The organism is Enterococcus sp. AZ119 (assembly GCF_050546175.1).
In the GTDB taxonomy this organism is placed as follows: domain Bacteria; phylum Bacillota; class Bacilli; order Lactobacillales; family Enterococcaceae; genus Enterococcus; species Enterococcus faecalis.
In genome coordinates this window covers 947,648-973,711 of the sequence record NZ_CP172951.1, presented here as the reverse complement: position 1 = coordinate 973,711, position 26,064 = coordinate 947,648, and the positions used below count along the sequence as shown (strand labels likewise).

Sequence of the window (26,064 nt, the reverse complement as noted above, 5' to 3'; positions counted from 1 at the left end):
CTTTCATTAAAAGTTTGTCTGAGCTCTATTAGAACCTGAATCACTAAACGTCAATTCAGCGTTATTTAATCAATCCGATACGTCATACTTGCTTTGTTTAGAGAGCAGCTCTTTTTTTAGCTTCTTTCACAAACGTATTCATGGCCTGATATAATTTTTCCTTGATTTCTTTGAGATTAGCTTGTTGTAATTCTTTATTGGCAACTAACTGTTGACCGTTCACCCAAACGGCTTCAACATTGCTAGCATTTGCTGAATAAACCAACGCTGAATAGGCATCAAAAATCGGAAACATATTAACTGATTGCGTTTCAATTAATGTTATATCCGCTTTTTTGCCCACTTCCAATGAGCCGACTTGCTCCGCCAAACCTAATGTTTTAGCGCCCTCCATCGTTGCCAGATAAACAATTTCTTTCGCAGGAAACAAGGAGCGATCTTGGTGTGCTGTCTTATGAAAATTCGCAACCATGCGCATTTGGGTGAATAAATCTAACGTATTCCCACTACTAGGTCCATCCGTGCCTAAACCGACAATAATCCCTTGATCAAGCATTTGCTTAATCGGCGCTACGCCTTTGGCTGATTTAGTATTCGCACCGATACAATGAGCGACACGCGCTTTTCCATTAGTAGCAGCTAAACTCGCAAGATCTTCATCTGTTGCCAAAATACAATGCGCTAAAATAAACGGCTCGCTCAAATAACCCAGTTCTTCTAAGAAAGCAATTGGTGTTTTTTGATAGGCTTTTTCAAACTCAGCCATTTCATAAGTCATTTCAGCAACGTGCATGGTCATAGGAACTTGGTATCGCCGACTAAGTTCAATAATTTTTGCTAACACTTCTGGTGAGTTGGTATTCGGTGCATGCGGCGCAAGCATAGGCGTAATCAACGGATGACCTTGCCACTTGCGAATAAAGGTTTCCGCGTAAAAAAGACCGCCTGAAGGTTCTGGACTATCACAAGTGGGCATATCAATGATCGTCTCTCCGAGCAAAGCACGAACACTCATTTTTTCACAACTTTTAGCAATTTCATCTTCAAAATAATACATATCACAAAAGCTCGTAATACCACTCAGTAACATTTCAGCAATTGCATAATCACTACTGCATCCTACTAATTCTTTTGTCATGAATTGTTCTAATGGAAAAAGAAAACGCCGGAGTCGATCTGGCACATCGTCTCCTAACGAACGAAACGGAATCATGCCTACATGGGTATGGGTGTTAATCATCCCAGGCATTAAAATTCCATTTTGGCCATCGATTACTTGATTTGCAGCCATTCGCTTTTCATCAAGTGTGGTCATTGGTGCTAATTCCACAATTGTGTCTTCTTCAATCACTAAATAGCCGGCTTTGATTTCTGAAAATTGCTCATCCATTGTTAGTATATGCACATTTTTAATGAGTGTTTTCATGCAAAAGAACTCCATCCTCTGGAAAAACTAATGGATAGAAACGTTGTGACTTCGTATCCATCATCCCAAAATCTGTCACTTTAATGGCTGGCGAGACAGGCAATGATAGTGTGGAAAAGGACATGATTTCATTCATATTTTGATAGCCTAACGCTTGCATAGCTTGTCGAACTTTTTGTAAAGAAGCGCCTAATTGTTCAATCGGTGCTTGCGATAAAATCCCACCAATTGGTAAAGGACAAGTTGCCATCACTTGCTGATCCGAAGCAACCAAATAGCCGCCTTGCATCGCTAATAATTCATTCTGCGCTAACAGAATATCCTCAATCGTATTACCCATCACCATTAAATTATGATGATCATGGGCCCAGGTTGTCGCAATGGCTCCTTTCTCGGAAAGGGGTTGATCCATTAAAGAAAAAGAAATATTACCATTTTTTCCGTAACGTTCCATCACAATTAATAAGGCACAGTTGGCTTTTTGCCATTGCAACAATCCATTTTCAACAGGAATTTCTTTTGTAATTCGCTCTGTAAATGTGCCAATTTCTTGTTTTTGAATCACATTACAACGAACTGTTTCTTTTGTTGTAGCCACCTTTAAAAGTAAATCTTCTTCTGTTAACTTTTTACATTGGATGGTTTGTTGATAAGTGGCTGGAAACTCTTCGATTTTTTCTGGGTAATGGAAGGGCTCGCCTTTTTCAAAAACAACCTTTCCAGATTTATAAACCGTAGTAATATCAAAACTTTCTAAGTCATTTAATAACAAAAAGTCAGCTTTTTTACCAGGTGCAATTTCGCCACGATCATGGAGACCCATTCGTTTGGCCGGCGTATAAGTTGCCATATAAATGGCTTTTTCGATAGGCAATCCTGCATGAACGGCTTTTTTGACATTTTCATTTAGATGACCTTTTAGCAAATCATCAGCCATCACGTCATCCGTGATAATACTTGCATAATTGTAGAAGTCATTGTCTACTATCACCTGAATGTTTTCAGGAGTGATTGATTTATTTTGAAATTGAATAAAGACGCCCGCTTCAATTTTTTCTTTTAACGTTTTAGGAAATTGATGGGTATGATCTGAAGTGATACCACTATATAGAAAATCTGCTAACTCTTGATCTTCGATTTTAGGGCAGTGGCCTTCTAAAGGCATAGTTGGTCGTTGTTTTTGGCACAAATCGATAATTTGACGAATTAAAGAATCTGGCTCATAGGAAATCCCTTTAAAATTCATGGCTTCCCCTAAACAAATCACTTTTGGTTCTTTGAGTAATTCTGCTACTTCTGCTAAGCCGATAATCCCACCAGTTGTTTCTAATTCGGGAGTGGTCGAAGGAACTGAAGAAGGAATTGCGTGAAAGATATCTAGTTCTGTTTCAGCGGCCATAAAAGCTTTTAAGCCTTCTAAGCCAAATACGTTAGCCATTTCATGGGCATCGGCAATCACCGTTGTCACACCGTAACGCACTACTGCTTTGGAAAAAATAGTAGGTGTCGTCATGGAACTTTCAATATGCATGTGTGCATCAATTAAGCCGGGAATCATCCATTGATTCTCGGCATTAATTGTTTTTTTGGACTGCAAATTGACGTTCTCTTCTTCATAAATGTAATAAAATTTATCATTTTTAATCGCAACATTTCGTTGAACGAATGTTTGAGTGACTGTTTGATACAGCCACACATTTTTTAGTAATACATCGACGTTCATTTTGTCCCTCTTTTCTAAAACTATTGATTCATCGTCCGATTCCATTGATCAATCCAATCCGCTAGTTGACTATTAATAAAATTAAAATCGACTGTTTTGGCACGTTCGGCAATGGCACCATATGTTTTATTTTTCGCTTCTTTTTCGCTTAACGTTACTTGTTGATTTGTAGGTCCTTCATTTAATGAAATCGCTTTGGCCTTTTGTGATTCTTCACTAATCCGTGCGTTAACAAATTTAAAGGCGGTTTCTTTGTTTTGTGCTTTTTTAGGAATATTGACTGTATTATAGTTGGCATACGTGCCGCTTTCTGGGACGACATACGTCACGTTTTCTGCTGCGCCTTGAATAATATCAACCGCAAAATCAGCAACCACAGCTGCTTCAATTTCACCAGATTGGAACATATTAGCTAAGTCTGACGATTTTGAATACGTTTTAACAACGTTTGGTTTTAATTCTTTCATCGCTTCAAAAGCGGCCTTCCCGTTATCTTTTGTAATATCTTGACCGGCATGTTCACTGGCAACGTATAACATTAAAGGACCTGCCGTCGTGGCAACGTCTGGAACAGAAATTTTACCTTTCAAATCAGCTGACCATAAGTCATCCCAGTTCTTAATTTCTTTGCCTAATTTTTCTTTGTTGTAAACAATCCCGATACTGTTTACAGCGATTGGTACGCCAGCACCACTTTCAAAAACCTCTTTTGCTCCTGGTGTTAACTGACTTAAATTAGGTACTTCTTTTTCTGTAATTTTTTCAAATAACCCTTCTTTTCCACCTTGTGCTGCATTTGCTTGTGCTAATTCAATGACATCAATTCCCGCATTGGGATTATTTTTTAATTTCGTAAAGCGGTCTGCGCTATTGCCTACTTCTAAGGTAACTTTCGCTTCATTCTCTTTTTCAAACGGAGCGATAATGTCTTTTTTGACAATATCTTCACTTAATCCGAAAGTTGAAACGACTAAAGCATTACTTCCACCTTTGCTCTCGCTTTTCGTAGTTGCTTCGCTGTTTCCACAAGCAGTCATTAATAACGTTGCAGCGACTAATGTCCCTAAAATTACGCGTTTTTTCATTTTTAAATCTTCCTCCAAAATGGTTTTTATTTTTCTAAAATAACTAATTTCTCAGCTGGAAAAGCCAAGTGAATGGTTTCGTTTGTTTCATATAACTGTTCACTTGTTCCATTAACCAGCAATGTACCTAACGCTGTTTCCACTTCATATTGATAGCTTTTCCCTAAAAATGTTCGGACAGCGACAGTACCTGCGACAGTATTAGTAGCAGGTTCTGAAACAATCTCAATGTCCTCTGGACGAATCGTTGCCACTGTCGTTGTAACATTTGGTTCAGGATTAGTCGTTTTCACTATTTGATTTGTTTGTGTCCGATAATGACCAGCTTCCATTTTTTCAACAGAGAAAAAGTTTTCAAAACCGATAAATTCAGCGACAAACTTAGTACGAGGCAAACGATAAATCGTTTCTGGTGAATCATATTGTTCAATCACGCCATTATTCATAATGGCCACTTTATCTGAAATAGAAAAACATTCTTCTTGGTCATGTGTGACAAAAACTGTCGTAATGCCTAATTGTTGTTGAATCCGTTTGATTTCAATCCGCATTGCCACTCGCAATTTTGCATCTAAATTACTCAACGGTTCATCTAGTAGTAATAGTTTAGGTTCAATAATCAGAGCACGTGCTAGCGCAACCCGCTGTCTTTGACCACCAGATAATTGTTTTGGATAACGGTCGCCCAAGCTTTCTAAACCACATACTTTTAGCATTTCCGTGACTTTTTGGTCCATGGTTTGTTTGCTTTCTTTGCGTAATTTCAGCCCAAAAGCGACATTTTCTGCAATCGTTAAATGGGGAAATAACGCATAGCTTTGAAAAACCATCCCGAAGTTTCTTTTATGGACAGGAACCTTTGTTAGTTCTTCTTGGTCAACGAAAAACTGTCCGTCGTTTGGCTTAATTAATCCAGCAATCACTCTTAGCGTAGTCGTTTTACCACAACCACTCGGTCCTAATAAAGAAACTAACTCTCCTTTTTCCATTGAAATATTTAAATCTTTTAAAATATCTTGTTTTCCGTCATAGCTGACGCGAATATCTTTTAAATCCACAAAAGTCAAAATTTTCTCCTCTTTCTATCTCGTGCTTCTTCCATGTTTTAGGCAATGGAAGCTAGTCCCAACGTTTTTTCAATTAAAAACATTAAGCCCATTGTTAGTAGCATCAACAATACAGAAATTGCTGAAACAGTTGGATCATAATTGTATTCCATATAACTTAATAAAGAAGTAGGCAGCATCGTCACACCGGGACCTGATAAAAACATCGATACAGGAACATTGTTAAACGAATTGACAAATGCTAACATAAAGGCTGCAAAAATTCCCGAAGACACATTGGGTAAAACAATTTGAATAAAAGCTCGCAATCTTGTACAACCTAATGTCCAAGCTACTTCTTCCATTGAATAATCTAGTTGTTCCATACTTGACCCAACCACTCGAATAATATAAGGCAAACTAATTAAAAAATGCCCCATTAATAATCCTTGAAAGACAGGCAAACCTAATTTAATAACAATATATTGAAATAACGTATACCCGACCACAATTCCTGGAATCACAGTTGGGGATAAGAAAAAGCTTTTAATAAAGTTGCGCCCGCGAACGGAATAACGAGCCAGCGCATAGGAAGCCGGAATCCCTACTATTAATGCTAAAACAGTCGCTAATACCCCAATCAACAAGCTTAACTTAAAACTGTCCATAAACGTTTCCGATTGTAAGGCTTTGGCGTACCAATCTAAAGTAAATCCTTTAATCGGAAATTGAATCGCTGCGGCTGTTCCAAAAGAAGTCACCACAATCAAACATAATGGTAAAAATAAAAACAGAAAAACTAGAATTGCAATAACAGATAGTCCTTTTTGCTTACGCATGATTTGCTTCTCTCCGATCTACTTTCTTAGCGACCATGTCTAGGCCTTTCATCACAATTAATGTTGTTAAAATCATAATAAATGCAAGAACACTCGCCGATTGCCAATCACCTAAAGTATTAGCCTTTTGATATAAGAAGGTCGACATCATCATTTTTTGGTTACCACCTAACAGCTGTGGCGTCGTATAAGCCGTTAAAGTTCCTGTAAACACTAATATACTTCCTACGATGGTGCCTGGAATTGATAAAGGTAAAACAATTTTCCGAAAAGCCGTCATTGGATTGGCGCCTAGCGTCTCAGCCGCTTCTAGCATTTCTCCTTCAATGTTTTCCATAACCCCAACTAAGGTCATAATCATTGTTGGTAAAAATAAATACACTGAACCGATAATAATTGCAAATTCTGTATACAATAAATTCAGCGGTTGCTCAATTAAGCCTGTTTTTAATAACAACGTATTCACTACACCGTTTTTTCCTAAAATGTTAATCCAAGCAAAACTTCGAATAACTGAATTGGTTAATAATGGAAACAAGGTCATAGCCATTAAAAAGCCACGCCATTTTTTGGAAACTCCAGCAATAAAGTATGCCGTTGGAATGCCCAACACGATTGAAATACCCGTCACAATTAACGAAACTCTTATCGTTCGCCAGAAAATTGAAACATTATAGTCATCTTTAAAAAAAGTAACATACTGATTTAGTGTCAAGCCATGATCAGTAAAAATGGTTGGCAAAATGCTAGTAATTAATGGAATCATTAAGAAAAATAATAATAGTACTAGCCCCGGCGCCACAATTAAATAAGGAACTTTCTTGTTCATTCGTACACTCCTCGTTCGTTTTTTCACTTCATCAGTATACGCAAGGAAAACGTATATTTCAACACATTTTCATCTTTTTGTTCGTTTTTAAACCCGAACGTTCGTATATTTTTTCGAAAAAGGTTATTAAAAAATAAAACACGAACATTAAACAAAAAAACACAAACAAGACTGTTTGTGTTTTTTGTCAACTTTTTTATTTATCACTTAATTTTCTTGGAACGTTTGATCCTTTTCCATCATTTTCACTATAATACCATCTTGATACACCTGATAATATCCGAACAATTCATTCTCTTTTGAGACACTATTCTTTTCAGATATAATTTGAACAACATAACTTCCTTTATTTGACTGCTTAAACGTATAATGAAACGCCGAGTCATTCGTTGGTATCCCTAAACCATTTTGTAAAAATTCAATCGCTTCCTGTTTAGTATAAGATTCTGCTTCTAATTGCGTTCCTAAATGCGGATTTTTTTGATCAACAAATTGTCTTGCTTTGTCATTATTAGCAGACTTTTCTATAACGACTTCCTGTTGCGAATTCCTACTTCCTGAACAGCCAGATAATACAAATAAAATCATCAACAACCCGAAACACTTACTCAAAGTTTTCTCCTCCTCTCCATTTTGATTAGTGATACTTGATGATTTCTTTTATATTTTAGCATGCTTGATATAACGAATTGTGCTCAAAAAAGACAGAATCAACAAGTAAAAATTGTCGACTCATCTTTCTCTACTAATATTAAACACTATCTGTCTCAATATTTTCGAATTCCCTGTAAATTACTGATAAATAAAAACAGCTCCTTTTGCGTATACTTATATTATCAGCACCTAAAGGAGGAACTTTCTTGAAACAAAAAAATCTACTCACTTATCAATCACTTGCAGCCTTGTTGCTAGTATTCAGTCTCTTTAGTTTTGACCCATCGGATTCTTTTGCCACCCGTTCTGGAAAAACGCCCGTTTCAGTTGAACTAGAAATTGGAGGGCTGCCTGGTGATGAATCGGTTGACGATGCCATTGATCCTGATTTAGAAAATCCTAACACTAGTTTTGACTTGCTCTTTATTCCGAAAGAATTTACTTTTGAAACCCAAGCGATTTCTGGTGATTTAACGGCAGTTCCTATACGACCTTCTGAAGGCAATACTCATACAATGAGACACTTCGGGATGGGGGATGTTCGCGGAGCCTTAACTGGTTGGCATGTCACTGCTGAAATCCCACACATGCGAAACGAAGCTCATTCTTTACTAGGCATCATTACGTTTCAATTAACAGGCGGCTATGCTCGCTATGACAAAACGTTAAGGCGTTTCTTTATGACAAATACAATGTATGGACTGGATTTTTCAGAAGATCCTGCTGCACCTGACTTCCCGACCAACCCAATTATTATCGGTAACGGTGCGACTTTAATGAGTAACGCTGGTGATAGAAAAGGACAAGGCATGTGGAGCGGCCGCATGACCGATATTTCTCTTGAAATCCAAACCCCTGTTTCACAATTATTTCCTGGCGCATATACAGGTTCGATTATCTGGAATTTAATCTCTGGACCTGCATAAAATAAAGAAACGCTTAGAAAACTAGCGGAATCACTACTCTTCTAAGCGTTTTTTTATATCATAAGGACTATTTGCTCCTTCTATTTGTCTAAGCATGCTTTACCACTTTTCGTTTAACGAATCACTTGGCCCCAACGGTAATCAAACTGATACTCTTGATTACCATTATTCAGGTTAATTTTGTATAAATAACGCGGGACTTTAATGAATAACGCATCCTCTACTTGAAAAGCTTCAATAGGTACATTTTCTTTAGTTAAAAGCAACGGTGTTTGCCACTCGTATGTTTTTTTCTGCCAATTGTATAAGCCAACTATCGCTTGATTACTTTGTCTTTTCTTGTATGACAGAACATAATAATTTGCTTCATCTTTCTTGCCTAATAAAACTGGTGCTATTAGTTGCTCTTCTAGTTTTCCTTGCACTGTTGTACGCTCTTCCGATGACAGCTCTTGACCAATTTGACTCTCATTTGAATCTACCGTCCATTTAGGCGCTTCTTGTGTTTGAAAGACTTCTTTGAAAGTTGGGTCTTGTTTTAACTGCCAATTTTTCAAATCTAATTGATAATATCGATTGTTTAATCCATAAATATAGAGATAGCGATTATCCATAAAACGATAATCAACGAAATCAGAGCTTAAATAGTCTTTTAATTCAGGGAATTTCTTCACTAAATCCGCTTCAGAAAACTGTTTTTTCCCTGTTTTTGTATCTAGTAAGTAAATGGCCTCGTTATCAGCACTATTCAAAACCACATATTGATCTGTTTGACCAATTAAATAATCACGCCAGCCTAAACGTTTACTCCACATTCGTTCGCCCGTCTGACTATTAACAGAAATCACTTGGAACAATGAGTTACTGGTGCTAATGCCATTCGTTCGTCCATTTGGAATAATCATTCGCTCGATTGAAGTTAAGCCTTTCGTTTTTTCAGAATAAAACGTCGCACTTTTCTCTTCAATCGTTACTGAACGAAACATTCCGAAAAAGATTAAACCAGCAAAATGTACCACTGCAAGATAAACCAATAAAATTAACGCATAGGGAACCAGTCTCCTTGTACTCCGCCTTCTTATTAAGGAAATAACCAAAATACCACTAATTACTATAAAAATAATTGCTACAATGATGACAAAAATATCATGATAGAGCCAACCAGATAATTGCCAACTTCTATAAAGTGTGTCCATTACGCCATCCTTTCCAATTGTTATTTGCTTATTATAAAAAGGATACTATTTTTTTTTGAAAAATAACAACAAAAAGCGACGAACAGCAATAAGCCCATTCAAGTTGACTAACTAGGTCAACTTGAATGGGCGTGGAGAAATGTGCCTTGTTATTCAGTTATTCCGCTTCTTCAATTGCGGACAAAGCTTTTGCAATATCAATTTCTTTATTCCGATAATCAGCATCATGAACTGGAAAATGCTGTCGCAATTCTGCTGTTTCCATCCACGAAACAGTCCCTTGTTTAATGCCAAAATCAAGAATGTGCCCACCAAATTGGTGATCCTCACTGATAAAGTGCAAATGAAATCCTGCAGCAGAAGCACCATGAAATAATTTAGGTGTAAAGAACCCTACAACTGTTCCCTGAATATTCTCCGCTGTAAATTCAGGTTGATTGCGTGCTGCTTCTACAAATGGTGGATACGGTTTTTCTTGTTTAGGTGCCACACGGACATGCATATTCGCAAAAAGACCGCTAATTTTAATTGCCGCAAAAAAATTAGGACTAATTTTTTCTAAAATTTGTGCTTTAATATTTTCATCGGTTTCCGTTGATACAGGGAATGCGCCATCTTCTTGAAAACGAGTAACTGCGGCATATGGCGTTAATTCTTCGCCTTCTAAAATAGTAATTTCGCCAGTTTGATTCGCATGATACAATATACCGTCCAATAAAATAATTTCGCCATTTGATCCTTCTAATGTCCCAATTCCAAAATCACCTTGCGTGAGTAACGTACCAATTTCTGCCGTTCCTGCCATCAAACTTTCCATTAAACCGCCTAGCGTACCATGTTGATAAACATATTGTTCGCTCATTTTTCCATCTCCTAATAAAGTTGATCTGGTAACAATGTTTTACCTAATTCTTGATTATCTGAATAATCCACAGGAACATCAATAATCACTGGGCCTTCTGTTTGCATTCCTTCTTCTAAAGCTGCGGCAAATTCTGCTTGTGAATGCACTCGAACCCCTTTGGCTCCAAAAGCTTCAGCATATTTCACAAAATCAACTGGACCAAAATCTACGCCAGAGGATCGATTATATTTCATTTCTTCTTGGAATTTAACCATATCATAACTACCATCATTCCAAATAATATGCACGATATTTTGCTTTAAACGAACCGCTGTTTCTAATTCTTGCGCTGAAAATAGGAAACCGCCGTCCCCAGAAACAGAGATAATTTGTGTATTCGGACGAACCAGCGCAGCCGAGATTGCCCAAGGCAAAGCGACACCTAATGTTTGCATACCGTTACTAAATAATAAATGACGCGGTTCATAACTTCTAAAGTGGCGAGCCATCCAAATGTAATGGCTCCCTACATCAACAGTAACTGTCATTTCATTCGTGGTTTTTTCTTGAAGCGTCTGAACAATTTCTAATGGATGTAATCGATTTTCAATTGTACTTGTTTTTACTTCTTTAATCGTTAATTTTTCTTGAAGCGTTTCTAAATAATCTTGCGCATCTTCTGTTAATATTGGTTCACTAAATGCTTCTGATAATTTCAAAATATTTTTAGACATATCACCAATTAGCTCTTCTTCCGGTTGCATATATTGATCAATTTCCATTTGAACTTCATCAATAACAATAACGCGCGCATCTTTTTCTGCGTTCCAATTACGTGCTTCATATTCAATGGGGTCATAACCAATAGCAATCACTAAATCACTTCTTTTTAACAAACGATCCCCAGGTTGGTTTCGAAATAAACCAACACGCCCAAAGAAATGTTCTTCTAATTCTTTTGAAATAATTCCTGCTCCTTGGAACGTTTCCACGACTGGCAAACCAGTTATAGCAACCAATTCACGAATGGCTGCGGTAACTTTTCGTGCAGAGGCCCGCATTCCTAAAAGTAAAACAGGTAATTTCGCTTGCTTGATTCGTTCAGCTAAAGCTGCGATTGTTTCTGCTGATGCATGGCCCAGTTTCGGAGCCGACAAAGGCTTAATTGCTTCGCCTGTCACCGGACTATCTGTGACATCTTGTGGGATCGATAAGAATGTTGCGCCTTTTTTCGCTGTTTTGGCGATACGGTAAGCATTGGCAATATTTTCAGATAATGTTTCTGGATCTTGAATTTCTGTACTGAATTTTGTTATTGGACTAAATAATGCAGCATTATTCATGCTTTGGTGAGTTAATTTTGACAAATCGGACCGTTTCACCTGTCCAGCCAATGCTAAAACAGGGTCCCCTTCTGCAGTCGCAGTTACTAACCCAGTTGCTAAATTGCTGGCACCAGGTCCACTAGTTGCAATAACTAAGCCAGGCTCTCCCGTCAAACGACCAATCCCTTGTGCCATAAAGGCTGCATTTTGTTCATGTCGAGCTAAAATTAATTCTGGACCTTTGTCAACTAATGCATCAAAAACCCCATCAATTTTTGCACCGGGAATCCCAAAAATATAGGGCACTTCGTGATTGATTAAACTTTCTACTATGATATCTGATCCTTTTTTACTCACTGTTATACCTCCAATTAAAATCTGTACTAATTACAAATACAAAAATACCACTAAAATTCTAATTAATCAACAATGAAACACCTTGAAAACGTGTAATATACTAATTCGCATATTTTAATAGAATTGAGATATTTCAAAAGATTAAGCAAAAATAATGCAAAATACCTTAAAGTTTTATAGTCTTTCAACAATTATTATATACTTCTTCACTAAAAATTAGTAAGATTAACCTATAAGAAAAAAATCACAACCTGTGATAAATTATTGGAGGAAAAATATGTCAAAAGGGAAGAAAATTTTTGCCATTATCTTTGGAATTATCTTGGTTCTATTTCTTGCAGTTGTTGGAATGGGAGCAAAACTTTATTGGGATGTTTCTAAATCAATGGATAAAACCTATGAAACAGTAGAACGATCTAAAAAAAGTCAGGTCAATTTAAACAATAAGGAGCCTTTTTCTGTTTTATTATTAGGGATTGATACAGGCGATGATGGGCGTGTCGAGCAAGGTCGTTCGGATACAACAATTGTTGCAACAGTTAATCCTCGTGACAAGCAAACAACCTTAGTCAGTCTTGCTCGCGATACCTATGTTGATATTCCAGGTCAAGGAAAACAAGATAAATTGAATCACGCCTATGCTTTTGGTGGCGCATCTTTAGCAATGGACACAGTTGAAAACTATTTAAACATACCTATTAATCATTATGTTTCAATTAATATGGCTGGTTTAAAAGAATTAGTCAACGCGGTTGGCGGAATCGAAGTGAACAATAATCTGACTTTTTCTCAAGACGGATATGATTTTACGATTGGTAAAATTTCATTGGATGGTGAACAAGCACTCTCCTATTCAAGAATGCGTTACGAAGACCCTAATGGTGACTACGGCCGCCAAGAACGTCAAAGAAAAGTGATTGAAGGCATCGTCCAAAAAGTCTTAAGTCTTAACAGCGTAAGCAACTATCAAGAAATTTTAACAGCTGTTTCTGATAATATGAAGACAGATTTAAGTTTTGATGACATGAAAAAAATTGCCTTAGATTATCGCAGTGCCTTTGGTAAAGTGAAACAAGACCAACTTCAAGGTACTGGTTTTATGCAAGATGGTGTTTCCTATCAACGTGTGGATGAACAAGAATTAACTCGTGTCCAACAAGAGTTGAAAAATCAATTGAATACAAAATAAAAATAAAACCCACGAGTACTATAAATACTCATGGGTTTTATTTTCTCTTCTATTAACGTTCTTGTTTCACCGCTTCTAAAGCCGCTGTATTAATAATATTCCAAGGTTTGTCAAACGCTGGTTGGAAGAAGAAATCCGCATAGGCTAAGTCTTCAATCGTCATTTTGGCTTGAATCGCTAATGAAATAGCATTAATGTTTGCAGTTAAATCTGCTTTTGACATTAATTGAGCGCCTAAAATTTGTGTTGTTTCAGGATCATACACTAATTTAAACCAAGCTTTTTGTTTGTCTGGATTAAAGTCCATCAAGTAGTCTTCTACTACTGTCACCGCTTTTGTTTCTTTTCCTAATTTTTGAGCCATGACTTCGTTAATCCCTGTTGAAGCAAATTTATAATCAAAGACGGCCAAGCCAGAAGATCCTTGAACACCAGGGAAAGGTTTAACTGGTTCCTCTAGGTTTTTCACAGCAAAGCGACCTTGTTTACGAGCATTCGTTGCTAAGGCAATATTTACTTCTGTGTCTGCAGGATTGTATTTAATTAACGTAGCATCCCCTACTGCAAATACATCCGGCTCACTTGTCCGCATGTATTCATCCGTCTTGATTAGGCCATTCGGATGTAATTCCAAGGTACCTTTTAACCAAGCAGTGTTTGGACGGACACCAACCGCTACAACGACCAAATCAGCATCGTACGCATTTTTATCTGTAACGACTTTTTGCACACGACCGTCGCCTTCGTAACGTTCAACTGTTTCACCAGTTGCAATGGTAATGTTATTGGCTTCCATCTCTTCTGTTAAAATATCTGTAAATTCTTTATCTAGATACACCCCTAATGGACGATCTAAAATGTCAATAACGGTAACCTTTTTACCGGCTTTTGCAAATGCTTCGGCAGCTTCAATCCCAATATAACCACTACCAATCACAACCACATTATTGACTTCTGGATCTACTGTTTTTTGTTTTAATTTAATGGCCCATTGACGACCACGCATCAAGTAAATATTATCCAAATCTTTACCTGGAATATCTAATTCAAATGGGACAGCTCCGGGACTGATGATTAATTTATCATAATTTTCAACACGTTCTTCACCTGACACTAAATCTTTCACTGTCACTTGATGTTCTTTTGGTTGAATCGCTGTAATTTCAGTATTAGAAAAGACATTTACACCACGGCTCTCCATTTTTTCGCCAGTCATATAGCGAACAGAATTAACATCTTTCACTTTTCCTTCTAGGTACAACTGCATGCCACAAGACAAGAATGAGATAAAATCACCTTTCTCATACCATTGAATTTCTGCATCAGGATGAAGATTTAGTAATTCTTCTACCGCTTCATAACCTCCATGTGATGATCCTAAAACAATAACTTTCATCGCTCGTTCCTCCCATATAATATTATTTCTTACATAATAAAGAATATCATATATTCTCAAAAAATAACAAATAATATCCTCTTTTCCATTCTCAATTAAGTTCTTTAAATGAGAATAAAAAGGAGTATCCTCTGTATTTCGCCACTTTTCAATTACTTTTTTTATTTACTAAAAAATAAAAAATACTAAATTCTCCGATACGATTGATAGGGACGCCCCACTTTTAAATAGCTATTTTTACTTTCTAAAAGGTTATTTTTTTCTAGAAACAACACATATTTGCGAACAGAAACATGTGAAAGCTGACTCGCTTCTGATAATTCTTGAATCGTAAAATAGTCGGTAAATTCGTCTATTTTTTTTAACAATAATTGTAATGTTGCTTGTGTTAGTCCTTTTTCTAAGGACAGGTTTTGAAGATCTTGTTCATTTTTACGTGCGTTTGTCTGTGAAGAATGAAACAATTGGTCCACTTTTGTTTGCGAAAGCTCCTTCGTTTCCAGCGTGAATTGAGCAGCTTTTTTCTGATAGTTTTCGATGCTTTGTTGAAATCGCTCAAAAGAAAAGGGTTTAACTAAATAGTCTAAAACGCCTAAATGTAAGCTTCGTTTAACGTTTTCCAACTCATTGGCAGCCGTAATCAGGATAACTTCTGTATCAATTTTTTCATCTCTAATTGTTGCCAGATAGGTCAAGCCATTGCCATCTTTTAAATGAACATCTAATAAAACAAGTGCTGGTTGTTTTTCTTTCGTTAGTTGTAGACCTTCAGCAATTGTTGCAACCGTAAAAATAGTCGGTTGGTGAATTAATTTTTCAAGATATTTTTGATGTATATATGCAACCATAGGATCGTCTTCAATAATCAATAGGTTCATTTTCCTCTGCTCCTTCGTAATGAACATTTATGCGAATGACAAGCCAATTGTTTTGTTGGTTTTCCCAAGCCAATGTCGCTTCCGCATTCTCTAATAATCTTGCCAAATAAGAAGTGAAAAACTCTTGTTCAAAGCGTTCCAGTTGTTCTTTTGGATAAGCAAACGAATAAGTCGTCGTCAAACTTCCTGGCTGATAATCAATGGTTTCAATGATCTCTTCTGGCAACGTTTGCTCCATCAGGAAACGATGAATATAACGGTAGATAGCAATCAAATTTTGCGTATCTTCATCTCGTTTATTTGGTGGAATTTCTGGATAAATTTCAATAGCTAATTGTGTTTTAATTTCTGCAAACTTGATTCTTTCCCCACTTAAAAAACCTGCTAGAATAGGATTTCTGACCAAAATAGCTAAGCGCTGTGCAAATTCCTTTTCTGGTTTCAATAAATCGGCTAGATAATGTTTTAGCGCCTCATAATCTTCTAAATCGACTAAGCCATAAATGACATGCATCTTATTCATAAATTCGTGTGATTGACTTTGTAATGCCGAAGCATATGTTGTTGTGCTGACAAGCTGCTCTGCGACAATAAACGTTTCCGTCGCATTTTTCAGAAAGATAACATGCCCAATTGTTTTTTTACGGACATTAATCGGGGCGATTGAGACGAAATAATCCTGGCCATTTTGACGATAGAATTGCTCTGTTTTTGAATGTACGACTAATTTTTCAGGAGATAAAACCAATGCTGAAAGTTTCTTTCCTAGTAAATTTTCTTCACTATTTGTTATATTATGATACATTTTAGTTGCTTCAATATTTGCTAATAAAATATTTTGATCGGTATCAATCACAAGGATTGCGTCTTTCGTTTCCTCAAGCATGGCGTTTCGCTCTTCTAATAGACGAGCAATTTCTCTTGGCTCTAAATCGTGAAGTTGTTTTTTTAAATAATAAGAAACTACGATGGCTAATATAAAGCCAAAACCAACACTTAAAAGGACACTCACTGTGTAATCATTTTTTGTTCGTTCAATCAATTGTGAAAGCGAGGTCATTTTAATGCCCATTGCCACAACCCCAATTTGTTTTCCTTGATCATAGACTGGGACAAAACCTCGTAATGATTCTCCTAAACTCCCTTGACTAACAGATAAATGTTCCTCCCCTTTTAATGCTCGCACTTCATCGCCACCTTCAAAATGCTTACCTATTTTTTGGCGATCAGGATGTGTTAAACGAATCCCCTGCATATTCATAATCACGATAAAATCCAACTGATGGATTTCACCTAAACGAACCGTATACGCTTCCAATTCATCTGAATAGTGATCATTCTTTAAGGCTTCAATAACATTCGGTTCAATAGCCAACTGTTCCCCGACGGCTAAAAGTGCTTGCTCTTGGTTTTTACGAACTTCTTTAATTGTTTGGACCGTCGTTACTCCGTAAAAGAAAGTAATCATAATAATTAATGTTGCAATAAAAATCACTGATAAGAAGCACCATAATTTCCCGCCACGCTTCATTCCATCCCTCTTTTCTCTTCAAATAAAGTATAGCATAGGAAGATTTGGTTAAAAAACTTTTCTTTAGTTAAATTAATTAAATAATCTACTCTACAGAAAACGTTTACATTATGATGAATATAGATTAAAGTTATAGGAGGAAATAGCATGGAAAAGAAATTGCACGCAACAGCTGCTAATGAAACAGATTGGCGCAACAAATTAACCAAAACGAGGATTGGTTCGGTTACGTTACCTGTTTATCTTGTAACAGCTAGCATTATTCTTGTTACGGCTCTATTAGAACAACTACCAGTCAATATGTTAGGTGGTTTTGCCGTAATTTTAACAATGGGTTGGTTACTTGGAACAATTGGTGGAAATATTCCTATTTTGAAACATTTTGGCGGTCCTGCAATTTTATCTTTATTAGTACCATCAATTATGGTCTTTTTCAATTTACTCAACCAGAATGTCTTATACTCAACAGATATTTTAATGAAACAAGCAAACTTTCTCTATTTCTATATTGCTTGTTTAGTTTGTGGAAGTATCCTTGGAATGAACCGCAAAATTTTAGTCCAAGGTTTAATGCGCATGATTGTCCCGATGGCATTAGGAATGATTTTAGCAATGGGCGTTGGAACCCTTGTTGGAACACTGTTAGGTCTCGGTTGGAAACATAGCCTTTTCTATATCGTCACTCCTGTTTTAGCTGGTGGAATCGGTGAAGGCATTCTTCCTTTATCCCTTGGTTATAGTGCCATTACTGGATTGCCAAGTGAACAATTAGTGGGGCAATTAATTCCCGCAACCATTATTGGTAATTTTTTTGCTATTATGTGTTCTGGTTTACTTAGTCGTTTAGGAGAAAAACGCCCTGAACTTTCTGGACAAGGTCAGTTGATTAAAATTACCAATTCAGATGATTTAAGTGATGCTTTAGAAGAAGACAAAGCACCAATTGATGTAAAATTAATGGGCGCTGGTGTTTTAATTGCGTGTACCTTATTTATTACAGGCGGTTTATTGCAACACTTAACAGGCTTTCCTGGTCCTGTTTTGATGATTGTTGTCGCAGCCTTTTTAAAATACTTAAACGTAGTACCGAAAGAAACCCAACGCGGATCAAAACAGCTTTATAAATTTATCTCTGGCAATTTTACGTTCCCGTTAATGGTCGGCTTAGGTATGTTATATATTCCTTTAAAAGATGTCGTAGGAATGCTTAGCTGGCAATATTTTGTTGTGGTAATTAGTGTCGTTTTCACTGTCATTGCTACAGGATTTTTCGTTTCACGCTTCATGAATATGAATCCCGTTGAGGCTGCCATTGTCTCCGCTTGTCAGAGTGGTATGGGTGGGACTGGCGATGTGGCTATTTTAAGTACAGCCAATCGAATGAACTTAATGCCGTTTGCACAAGTTGCGACACGTTTAGGCGGTGCCATTACAGTAATAACAATGACTGCTATTTTTAGAATGCTTTTTTAACTATAAGTGAATTATTTAGGAGGAAAATGATATGTCAACAAAAGATGTAAAAGAATTAGCGATTGAGCAAGCAAAAAAATTTGGGGGAAAATTAGAAGTCTGCCCTAAAGTTCCGATTGAAACAAAAGCAGATTTAGGAATTGCCTACACACCAGGTGTTGCGGCTGTTTCTTCTGCCATACATGAAAAAAAAGAACGCGCTTACGAATTAACAACAAAGAAAAACACCGTCGCCGTTATCAGTGATGGTTCAGCAGTTTTAGGTTTAGGTAACATTGGTCCTGAAGCAGCGATGCCTGTCATGGAAGGAAAAGCTGCATTGTTTAAACGCTTTGCTGGTGTGGATTCGATTCCCCTTGTTTTAGATACACAAGATACCGAAGAAATTATTCAAACAGTGAAGTTTTTGGCTCCAACCTTTGGGGGAATTAACTTGGAAGATATCAGCGCTCCTCGTTGTTTTGAAATTGAACAGCGTTTAATCGATGAACTAGATATTCCCGTTTTCCATGATGATCAACACGGGACAGCGATTGTTGTTCTAGCGGCTTTGTACAACAGCTTAAAATTAATCAACAAGAAAATAGAGGACATTCATGTGGTAATCAACGGCGGTGGCTCCGCTGGTCTTTCGATCACAAGAAAATTTTTAGCTGCTGGTGTAAAACATATTATCATTGTTGACCGTGCAGGGATTCTGAGCGAAACAGATACAGCTCTGCCACCACACCACGCAGAAATTGCGAAGCTAACCAATCGGGAACACCGTACCGGTGATTTAGCTACTGCTCTTGAAGGCGCTGATGTCTTTATTGGTGTTTCGGCACCAGGTGTTTTAAAACCTGAGTGGATTCAACAGATGAATGAGCAGCCAGTTATTTTTGCAATGGCTAACCCAGTTCCTGAAATTTTTCCTGATGAAGCTTTAGCGGCAGGCGCTTATATTGTCGGAACTGGTCGTAGTGACTTTCCGAATCAAATTAATAATGTGTTAGCCTTCCCTGGTATCTTCCGTGGTGCCTTAGATGCTCGGGCGAAAAAGATTACGATTGAAATGCAAATTGCCGCTGCCAAAGGTATTGCAAAATTGATTCCCGATAATGAACTCACGCCGACTAATATTATTCCCGATCCATTCCAAGAAGGAGTCGCAAAAGTCGTCGCCGAAAGCGTCCGTAACGCTGTCAAAGAAACAAATTAAAAAGAGAAAAAAGGAACAACCTAACTCCTCTTGAGTTAGGTTGTTCCTTTTTAAAATCTGAAACAATAATTTATTATTTAAAACTGATATTAAACTCTTGCATATCTTTTTCAATATAAGTAAGTAATTTTTTATTTTCAAAGAAACGTGTAAAGTAGTACGCAATACGATAATCTTCAACAGCATCTAGTCCTAGCATTTGTTTATTAAACGCTTTTTCGTATAATAAGCAATCTAAAGAGTAAATAGAACTGTGCGTCCGATTAATTTCGATTCCTTTATCACTTAATTCAATACTCTTTGCATAGTCTTTAATTAATGAATAGAATTTTGCGGTATTATAATAAATACGGCATTGCTCTAATGGATAATCTAATTTGAATTCGCTTAGCAATTGTAAAGATTTATCGTAATAAACTTTTGCTTTTTCAATATCATCTTCTAATTCATATAAAATACCGATCGCATTCATACTCAAAATATTATAAATATTAATATCACGACTAATTTCAGAACCACGATGTAAATAGAACAATGCTTCGCTATTATTTTTCTTACCTAATAAACTCGTAATTCCTTTATAATAGAAAAATTTTGTTTCTAAAATTCTGTTTGAACTTTCGATATCATCTGGATAGTCTTTCAACAAATCATAGGCTTCATCGTGCTTAAAGTAAAAGCATAATTCTTCTACTTTATTTAATAAGCTTTCGAGTTTTTTCTCACTAGAACCTTCGATACATTCTTCCACTTGTAAGTCTAAACGTAGACATACAGATGAGAAAATGTCTAAACTGTCACACACATTTTTGTTTTCAATGTTACTAATTGTTGCTTGTGTACAAATTCCTTTTGCCAATTCAGCTTGCGATAATTTTTTCTTTTTACGTGCTGTTTTGATTTTTTCTCCCGCTACTCTCACAGTCAAAACTCCAATCTTTCTATTTTTTTTGTATTAAACATACCATCATTTTACAGATAATGTTATAATGAAGCTATCATAATAAAGGAGGTGAAATATATGTTTGATTTACTTGCTTTATTAACTGGAATTTCAGTTCGTGGCAATGCACCACACCAATAATTACGTGTTTGTTTAACTGAATTTCTGACGGCTCTACCTATGCCAGTAGGTGGAGCCATTTTTTTATTTAATATTATAAAATTAACAGTATTTCCAAAACCTCATACTTAGTATAACACAAATTATAAATTATGCTAGATAGTTACCAAATTAACGTCATTACAAGGATGTTACGTTTTTACAACATCTTGTAAAACTAGACATTACTGTTCTTCTTTATTCACCACACTCAATGATAGCGATAGTATCTTATGATAGAAACAACATGCACATTATAACAATTATTATTAAGAAAGCTACTTCTCAATAGGAGAAGTAGCGCTTCTCTCGTTACAGTTTTACTCTTCTTCTTCAGCCATGAATGTATTGAAAACTTCTTCAATCATATCCCATTCAGCGTCTGTTTCGATTTGCTGTAAATCGCCTTCTGTACCTTCTGCGTTTTCCACATATGAGTAAGCTTGCAATTCAACATCTTCATCCTCAGGAATTCCTGCTGGATATAATAAAACATAATTTTTACCGAATTCTTCTTGACCGTCAACAGTTAGTAAGATCTCGTATAATGTTTCATTTCCTTGTTCGTCTACTAAAGTAATGTGTTCATGTCCTTCGTGATCATGATCGTGGTTATGTTCTGTCATTCTTCTTCTCTCCCTTGATGTATTCAAAGCTCGATAATTATCGGCTATGTGCATCTAAATAATTTTGTAGAATCATTACTGCCGCTAGTTTATCAATGACTTTTTTTCTTTTGGCTCTTGAAGCATCTGCTTGCTCCACCAAGAAACGCTCTGCTTGGACAGTTGTTAATCGTTCATCTTGATAGTCAACAGGTAATTGAAATAATTCTTGAATCTTATCACCATATGCCATGGATGCTTCAGCTCTAGGACCGATGGAATTATTCATGTTTTTCGGTAAACCTACGACAAATTTCGTGACTTCGTATTCTTTCACCAATTCACCTAATCGCTCAAAACCGAAGTTCTCTTCCTCTTCATTGATGCGAATAATTTCGATGCCTTGTGCTGTCCAACCTAATAAATCACTAACAGCCACACCGACTGTCCGTGAACCTACATCTAGCCCCATGATCCTCATTTGATATCGATTCCGTGGTTCGCTAAGTAATATTTGGTTAATTCTTCCATGATTTCATCACGTTCATGACGACGAATTAAGTTTCGAGCATCTTGATAACGAGGAATGTAAGCCGGGTCCCCAGAAAGTAAATACCCTACTATTTGGTTAATAGGATTGTATCCCTTTTCTTCTAATGCCCGATATACGGTTTCTAACGTTTCACTGATTGCTTTTTTTCGATTATCATCAAAATCAAAGCGTACTGTTTCGTCTGTAAAACCCATTTTACTACACCTCACTTCTACTTTTATACAATTTCATTTTACTAGAAAAGAACCGAAACTACAAACAAAATTTCTTCTCCTTCTCTCTTTTTTGTTATTTCTTAGTCTTTTATTAATAAAGGCTTCGTAAAAAAATGACAGCCATCGATAATTTTAAAATTATAAAAACAAATACACAACTTTATAAAACAAGAATAAAACTCTGCTAAATCGCCAGAATATCACCTTTCCCTCCAATTCATTTTGCGAAAAAATCGACGTTTTTCTTTTAAAAACTTTTAAATATCTATGATTAAATAATATCAGCCTTTTAATGTTACAATTCGCTAACAATCTGTTTACGATGTAAATTTTCGATTGCAGCTGTTATTTATTTCCTCTTTTTGGTTCGTTTGTAGTACACTAGAAGAAAATACATAAAGTGAGGCTTGCTCAATGACTCCTGCTCATTTGGATTTACTTTTAGAAACCTGTTTGTTAGCTGGTAAAATTATGATAGAAAGCGATGCAGAAATGTACCGTGTTGAAGATACAATGAGCCGAATTGCGCTTGCTTCTGGCAACTATCGAATGGTTAGCTATGTGACACAAACCGGGTTATTTGTTGGCATAGATGGAACCTCCACGATTCGTATGGTTCAAGTAATGAAACGTGGCATTGATTTAGAAAAAATCTCTCGTGTGAATCAGCTGTCTCGTGCTTATGTGGCTGGTGATTTTTCTTTAGAGGAATTACTGAATAAACTAAAAGTGATAGATAGTGAACACCGACATTTTCCAATTAGCGCACGCATTGTTAGTGCGGCCGTTGTCAGCGCTACAATTATGATTCTTTTTGGTGGTGTCTGGTCCGATTTATTCTTGACTTTTCTGATTGGTGGTTGCGGCTATAGTCTTTATTATTTTAGTTTAAAGTTTCTCAAGATTAAATTTTTATCTGAATTTTTAGCTTCGCTGTTCATTGGTGCAGCCGCTATTCTTTCAGTCAAATTGGGACTCGGACAATCACAAGATTTAATCATCATTGGTTGTGTCATGCCTTTAGTGCCTGGTGTGCAAATTACCAATGCTCTTCGCGATTTGCTAGCTGGACACTACTTATCGGGTGTTTCTCGTGGGACTGAAGCATTAATGACTTCAGGAATGATTGGTTTTGGCATTGCTTTTGTCTTTCAACTTTTCTATTAAAAGGAGTGACTTACTTGCTAGGAATCGTTTTGGTACAATTTATCTTTAGTTTTTTAGCTTCTGCGGCGTTTGCAATTATTATTAATGTTCCTCGACGATCACTGGTAGCTTGTGGTCTAACTGGTAGTGTAAGCTGGATGCTTTATTGGGTAATCGTTGAAGTTTTTAGTGGAAATGCGGCATTAGGTTCCCTCATCGGTGCTGTCGGTGTTGCGGCGGTAAGCTACCTATTCTCAAAAATATTGAAAATGCCTGTCACGATTTTTAATATTCCTGGTATTGTTCCATTGGTACCTGGTGGCTTAGCTTATCAAGCTGTTCGGAATATCGTAATTGGCAATTATGAAAAAGGCGCCTATTTTACCGTGCAAGCTGTAATGATTGCTGGGGCAATTGCGTTAGGCTTAGTCGCTTCTGAGGTTTTCAATCAGAATATCCGCAGCTTTCGAGAAAAAAGAGAATCTTTGGGTTTTATTCGTCGTAAGCGCAACAAAATTAAAAAATAGATAGCAAAAAAGTTGGTTGCTTCCATTTGATAAGGAAGCAACCAACTTTTTTTAAAAGGAACGATAGACATATTGATTTTTTGGTGCTTGATCTGCTTTGACTTTCTCCACTTGCACAGTTGGTATTTGTCGTTTAAACGGTGGATAATAGGACAACTCAACCGTTCCGGTAATCGTTACCCAATCATTGTTTTGAAATTGAGTATGTTCAGGAAAATGAACCAACAAGCCAAAAACGCCAGAATCAGCGACACAATGAATAATCCCAAAACGGAAGACAAACTGGTCAACACTTTCTTCTCGTTTTGAATTATAGACAAAGCCTTTATAAGAAATCCTTTTCCCTGCAAATTGACTTGGATAATTATAGATTAGTTCCATAATTTCCAAATAGTTTTCATCCGTAATTGAAATCACAGATTGGCCATCATATTGTTTCATGGCTTTTGCCATCTGCTTGTCATAATCCGTCTTATTGAAATACATACTTGTATCAGGTTTCAAATATTGCGTTTGCATATCAGGATCCCCTACTGATTCTTTACTTACTGGAAAGTTAAATCCTTTTGCTTCAACAATTGTTGTGTCTAAACTAACTGTCGGAAATAATAAGCCAACAATCAACGGTAAAGAAAGTAGTAAATAGGCAAGCCCTCTTTGGCTGGGTTTTTCCAAATTATGCTGATGGCCATGATGTTCATGTCCCCCATGTTGGTGCATGTCTTCATGTTTTTTTTGCATTGATGGATCTGCTTGGTTCCACAAAATCAATTGGACAATCGCCATAATAAAAGCTAAAACCATTGATAAAACAGCTAAGTAATTATAATGAATATTGATATATTGGTTCAGTTCACCTGAAATTTGAAGATACATCATCAACCCCATATATCCAATTAAAATAATAAATCGTATCATCGATTGTAGGCCTCCTTTCTAAACTACTGCCGCATAAATAGTTACGACAAGCGCCACTATCAAAACAAATTGTACAATGAATGACATCTTAAAATAACGTTTCATCATCAATAAATTTTTAATATCTACCATTGGACCAAAAACTAAGAAGGCGACAATTGGTCCTGTGCCAAATAAACTCAAAAGAGAAGAACCAATAAATGCATCTGCTTCTGAACAAAGTGATAGAGTGGCAGCGATGACTAGCATGACTAGAATCGCTAAAATCTTTGAATGGCCCAATTGCATAAGCGCACCAGTTGGGATATAGGTTTGCATGATTGCTGCTAACAAAGAACCAAAAATTAAATAACGACCCGTATCAAAAAATTCATCAATACTATGGGTTAACGCTGACCAGCCGTTTTTCCAAAATGAACGAGCTTCATCAACGTGTTCATGCGTATGAGCAACCTGCTCTTCTTTAATCTGCGCCAACTCTTTTTCTGTTAAAATTGATTCTTTTCGAAAATAAGCTAACCAAATGCCGATAACCCACGCGACAATCATACTGCCTAAAACTCGCCAAATCACAAATTTTGTTGCGCCACTAAAGGCTACGTATGTTGAGAATAGCACAATTGGATTAATGATTGGTGCCGTTAACATAAAAGCAAAAGCGGTATGTGTTGGTACATCTTTTTTTACAAATTGATGCACAATGGGTACAATCCCGCATTCACAAGAAGGGAAGAAAAACCCTAGGAAACTCCCTACACAAATTGATAAAAATTTATTTTTAGGTAACACTTTTTTTACTCGTTCTGGTGTTAAAAAAACATGTAAAGCGCCTGAAATCAAGCAACCTAACATGACAAAAGGCAATGCTTCGATAATAATCGAAAGAAAAATAGTGCTCATCTGTAAAACAGAGTTTGGTAAAAATTGAAACATTATAGACCTCCCACTAGTAAAAATCTAGTTAACTATACTCCTAACACCAGACAAACACAAGTATTTGTCAAAAAATTAACTAAGAGTTTAAAAGTATTATCACCGATGTCTCTGTCAAACCAGCTGGATAAAAGAACAAAAAATGAG

The 26,064-nt window shown here is 36.6% G+C and carries 25 protein-coding genes; 6 read left to right on the top strand and 19 right to left on the bottom strand.

Annotated features, from left to right (window positions below; translation table 11 throughout):
* Positions 1 to 97: 97 nt before the first annotated feature.
* From IGL37_RS04780 to IGL37_RS04750, 7 genes are all read right to left on the bottom strand, one after another.
* Positions 98 to 1,426: an amidohydrolase gene (locus IGL37_RS04780; protein ID WP_016627171.1), complete on the bottom strand. Its 1,329-nt coding sequence runs from the start codon at positions 1,424 to 1,426 to the stop codon at positions 98 to 100.
* Positions 1,410 to 3,194, bottom strand: coding sequence for an adenine deaminase (locus tag IGL37_RS04775; RefSeq protein ID WP_016627172.1), 1,785 nt, complete (start codon positions 3,192 to 3,194; stop codon positions 1,410 to 1,412). Before IGL37_RS04775 ends, IGL37_RS04780 begins: the two co-directional genes overlap by 17 nt.
* On the bottom strand, positions 3,170 to 4,234 hold the full coding sequence (locus tag IGL37_RS04770; protein ID WP_002357914.1) for an ABC transporter substrate-binding protein: 1,065 nt from the start codon (positions 4,232 to 4,234) through the stop codon (positions 3,170 to 3,172). Before IGL37_RS04770 ends, IGL37_RS04775 begins: the two co-directional genes overlap by 25 nt.
* A gap of 26 nt (positions 4,235 to 4,260) precedes the next feature.
* Positions 4,261 to 5,301, bottom strand: coding sequence for an ABC transporter ATP-binding protein (locus IGL37_RS04765; protein ID WP_010820769.1), 1,041 nt, complete (start codon positions 5,299 to 5,301; stop codon positions 4,261 to 4,263).
* A gap of 38 nt (positions 5,302 to 5,339) precedes the next feature.
* Entirely contained in the window at positions 5,340 to 6,119 is a 780-nt protein-coding gene (locus IGL37_RS04760; protein WP_002357916.1) for an ABC transporter permease, read from the bottom strand.
* Positions 6,112 to 6,948: an ABC transporter permease gene (locus IGL37_RS04755; RefSeq protein WP_002382189.1), complete on the bottom strand. Its 837-nt coding sequence runs from the start codon at positions 6,946 to 6,948 to the stop codon at positions 6,112 to 6,114. The genes IGL37_RS04760 and IGL37_RS04755 overlap by 8 nt, the downstream gene beginning before the upstream one ends.
* Before the next feature lie 207 nt (positions 6,949 to 7,155).
* Positions 7,156 to 7,536, bottom strand: a complete 381-nt coding sequence (locus IGL37_RS04750) for a hypothetical protein (RefSeq protein ID WP_002392180.1) — start codon at positions 7,534 to 7,536, stop codon at positions 7,156 to 7,158.
* Positions 7,537 to 7,766: 230 nt separating this feature from the next.
* Here IGL37_RS04750 and IGL37_RS04745 point away from each other — a divergent pair, with 230 nt between their 5' ends.
* A complete protein-coding gene (locus tag IGL37_RS04745) occupies positions 7,767 to 8,528 on the top strand; it encodes a WxL domain-containing protein (protein ID WP_016627174.1) in 762 nt (253 codons plus the stop codon).
* A gap of 113 nt (positions 8,529 to 8,641) precedes the next feature.
* On the opposite strand, the gene IGL37_RS04740 is transcribed toward IGL37_RS04745, so the two are convergent.
* From IGL37_RS04740 to alsS, 3 genes are all read right to left on the bottom strand, one after another.
* Positions 8,642 to 9,724, bottom strand: a complete 1,083-nt coding sequence (locus IGL37_RS04740) for a PA2928 family protein (protein WP_016627175.1) — start codon at positions 9,722 to 9,724, stop codon at positions 8,642 to 8,644.
* A gap of 157 nt (positions 9,725 to 9,881) precedes the next feature.
* Positions 9,882 to 10,586, bottom strand: coding sequence for an acetolactate decarboxylase (gene budA, locus IGL37_RS04735; RefSeq protein WP_016627176.1), 705 nt, complete (start codon positions 10,584 to 10,586; stop codon positions 9,882 to 9,884).
* Between the two features lie 11 nt (positions 10,587 to 10,597).
* Positions 10,598 to 12,250, bottom strand: coding sequence for an acetolactate synthase AlsS (gene alsS, locus IGL37_RS04730; protein WP_002357923.1), 1,653 nt, complete (start codon positions 12,248 to 12,250; stop codon positions 10,598 to 10,600).
* 277 nt (positions 12,251 to 12,527) lie between these two features.
* Here alsS and IGL37_RS04725 point away from each other — a divergent pair, with 277 nt between their 5' ends.
* A complete protein-coding gene (locus tag IGL37_RS04725) occupies positions 12,528 to 13,439 on the top strand; it encodes an LCP family protein (RefSeq protein WP_002385983.1) in 912 nt (303 codons plus the stop codon).
* A 52-nt stretch (positions 13,440 to 13,491) separates the two neighbouring features.
* Here IGL37_RS04725 and IGL37_RS04720 read toward each other — a convergent pair whose 3' ends face one another.
* The 3 genes from IGL37_RS04720 to IGL37_RS04710 form a co-directional block, all read right to left on the bottom strand.
* Positions 13,492 to 14,835, bottom strand: a complete 1,344-nt coding sequence (locus tag IGL37_RS04720) for an NADH peroxidase (protein ID WP_002378213.1) — start codon at positions 14,833 to 14,835, stop codon at positions 13,492 to 13,494.
* Between the two features lie 185 nt (positions 14,836 to 15,020).
* On the bottom strand, positions 15,021 to 15,713 hold the full coding sequence (locus IGL37_RS04715) for a response regulator (protein WP_002410754.1): 693 nt from the start codon (positions 15,711 to 15,713) through the stop codon (positions 15,021 to 15,023).
* Positions 15,694 to 17,244, bottom strand: a complete 1,551-nt coding sequence (locus IGL37_RS04710) for a Spo0B domain-containing protein (protein WP_016627177.1) — start codon at positions 17,242 to 17,244, stop codon at positions 15,694 to 15,696. The genes IGL37_RS04715 and IGL37_RS04710 overlap by 20 nt, the downstream gene beginning before the upstream one ends.
* A gap of 147 nt (positions 17,245 to 17,391) precedes the next feature.
* Between IGL37_RS04710 and IGL37_RS04705 the strand changes: the two genes are divergently transcribed.
* Together IGL37_RS04705 and IGL37_RS04700 are read left to right on the top strand one after the other, a co-directional pair.
* Positions 17,392 to 18,717 (top strand): 2-hydroxycarboxylate transporter family protein, encoded by a 1,326-nt coding sequence (locus tag IGL37_RS04705; protein ID WP_281517344.1) that lies wholly within the window; start codon positions 17,392 to 17,394, stop codon positions 18,715 to 18,717.
* A 31-nt stretch (positions 18,718 to 18,748) separates the two neighbouring features.
* Positions 18,749 to 19,918: an NAD(P)-dependent malic enzyme gene (locus tag IGL37_RS04700; protein ID WP_033918050.1), complete on the top strand. Its 1,170-nt coding sequence runs from the start codon at positions 18,749 to 18,751 to the stop codon at positions 19,916 to 19,918.
* Between the two features lie 73 nt (positions 19,919 to 19,991).
* Here IGL37_RS04700 and IGL37_RS04695 read toward each other — a convergent pair whose 3' ends face one another.
* The 4 genes from IGL37_RS04695 to ireB all read right to left on the bottom strand — a co-directional run bounded on the left by IGL37_RS04695 (position 19,992) and on the right by ireB (position 22,372).
* Complete coding sequence (locus tag IGL37_RS04695; RefSeq protein WP_002385984.1) at positions 19,992 to 20,840, bottom strand: helix-turn-helix domain-containing protein; 849 nt, start codon at positions 20,838 to 20,840, stop codon at positions 19,992 to 19,994.
* 500 nt (positions 20,841 to 21,340) lie between these two features.
* Positions 21,341 to 21,646, bottom strand: a complete 306-nt coding sequence (locus IGL37_RS04690; protein WP_002357933.1) for a DUF1292 domain-containing protein — start codon at positions 21,644 to 21,646, stop codon at positions 21,341 to 21,343.
* 37 nt (positions 21,647 to 21,683) lie between these two features.
* The gene (gene ruvX, locus IGL37_RS04685; RefSeq protein ID WP_002357936.1) at positions 21,684 to 22,106 is read right to left on the bottom strand and encodes a Holliday junction resolvase RuvX; all 423 of its coding nucleotides are present in this window, start codon (positions 22,104 to 22,106) and stop codon (positions 21,684 to 21,686) included.
* Entirely contained in the window at positions 22,103 to 22,372 is a 270-nt protein-coding gene (gene ireB, locus IGL37_RS04680; protein WP_002357937.1) for a regulatory phosphoprotein IreB, read from the bottom strand. The genes ruvX and ireB overlap by 4 nt, the downstream gene beginning before the upstream one ends.
* A gap of 435 nt (positions 22,373 to 22,807) precedes the next feature.
* Here ireB and IGL37_RS04675 point away from each other — a divergent pair, with 435 nt between their 5' ends.
* Entirely contained in the window at positions 22,808 to 23,560 is a 753-nt protein-coding gene (locus IGL37_RS04675) for a threonine/serine exporter family protein (protein WP_002357938.1), read from the top strand.
* A gap of 5 nt (positions 23,561 to 23,565) precedes the next feature.
* The gene (locus IGL37_RS04670; RefSeq protein WP_002382172.1) at positions 23,566 to 24,066 is read left to right on the top strand and encodes a threonine/serine exporter family protein; all 501 of its coding nucleotides are present in this window, start codon (positions 23,566 to 23,568) and stop codon (positions 24,064 to 24,066) included.
* Positions 24,067 to 24,117: 51 nt separating this feature from the next.
* Here IGL37_RS04670 and IGL37_RS04665 read toward each other — a convergent pair whose 3' ends face one another.
* Together IGL37_RS04665 and IGL37_RS04660 are read right to left on the bottom strand one after the other, a co-directional pair.
* A complete protein-coding gene (locus tag IGL37_RS04665) occupies positions 24,118 to 24,984 on the bottom strand; it encodes a TIGR03943 family putative permease subunit (RefSeq protein ID WP_002357940.1) in 867 nt (288 codons plus the stop codon).
* An 18-nt stretch (positions 24,985 to 25,002) separates the two neighbouring features.
* Complete coding sequence (locus IGL37_RS04660) at positions 25,003 to 25,917, bottom strand: permease (protein ID WP_002357942.1); 915 nt, start codon at positions 25,915 to 25,917, stop codon at positions 25,003 to 25,005.
* Positions 25,918 to 26,064: the final 147 nt, after the last annotated feature.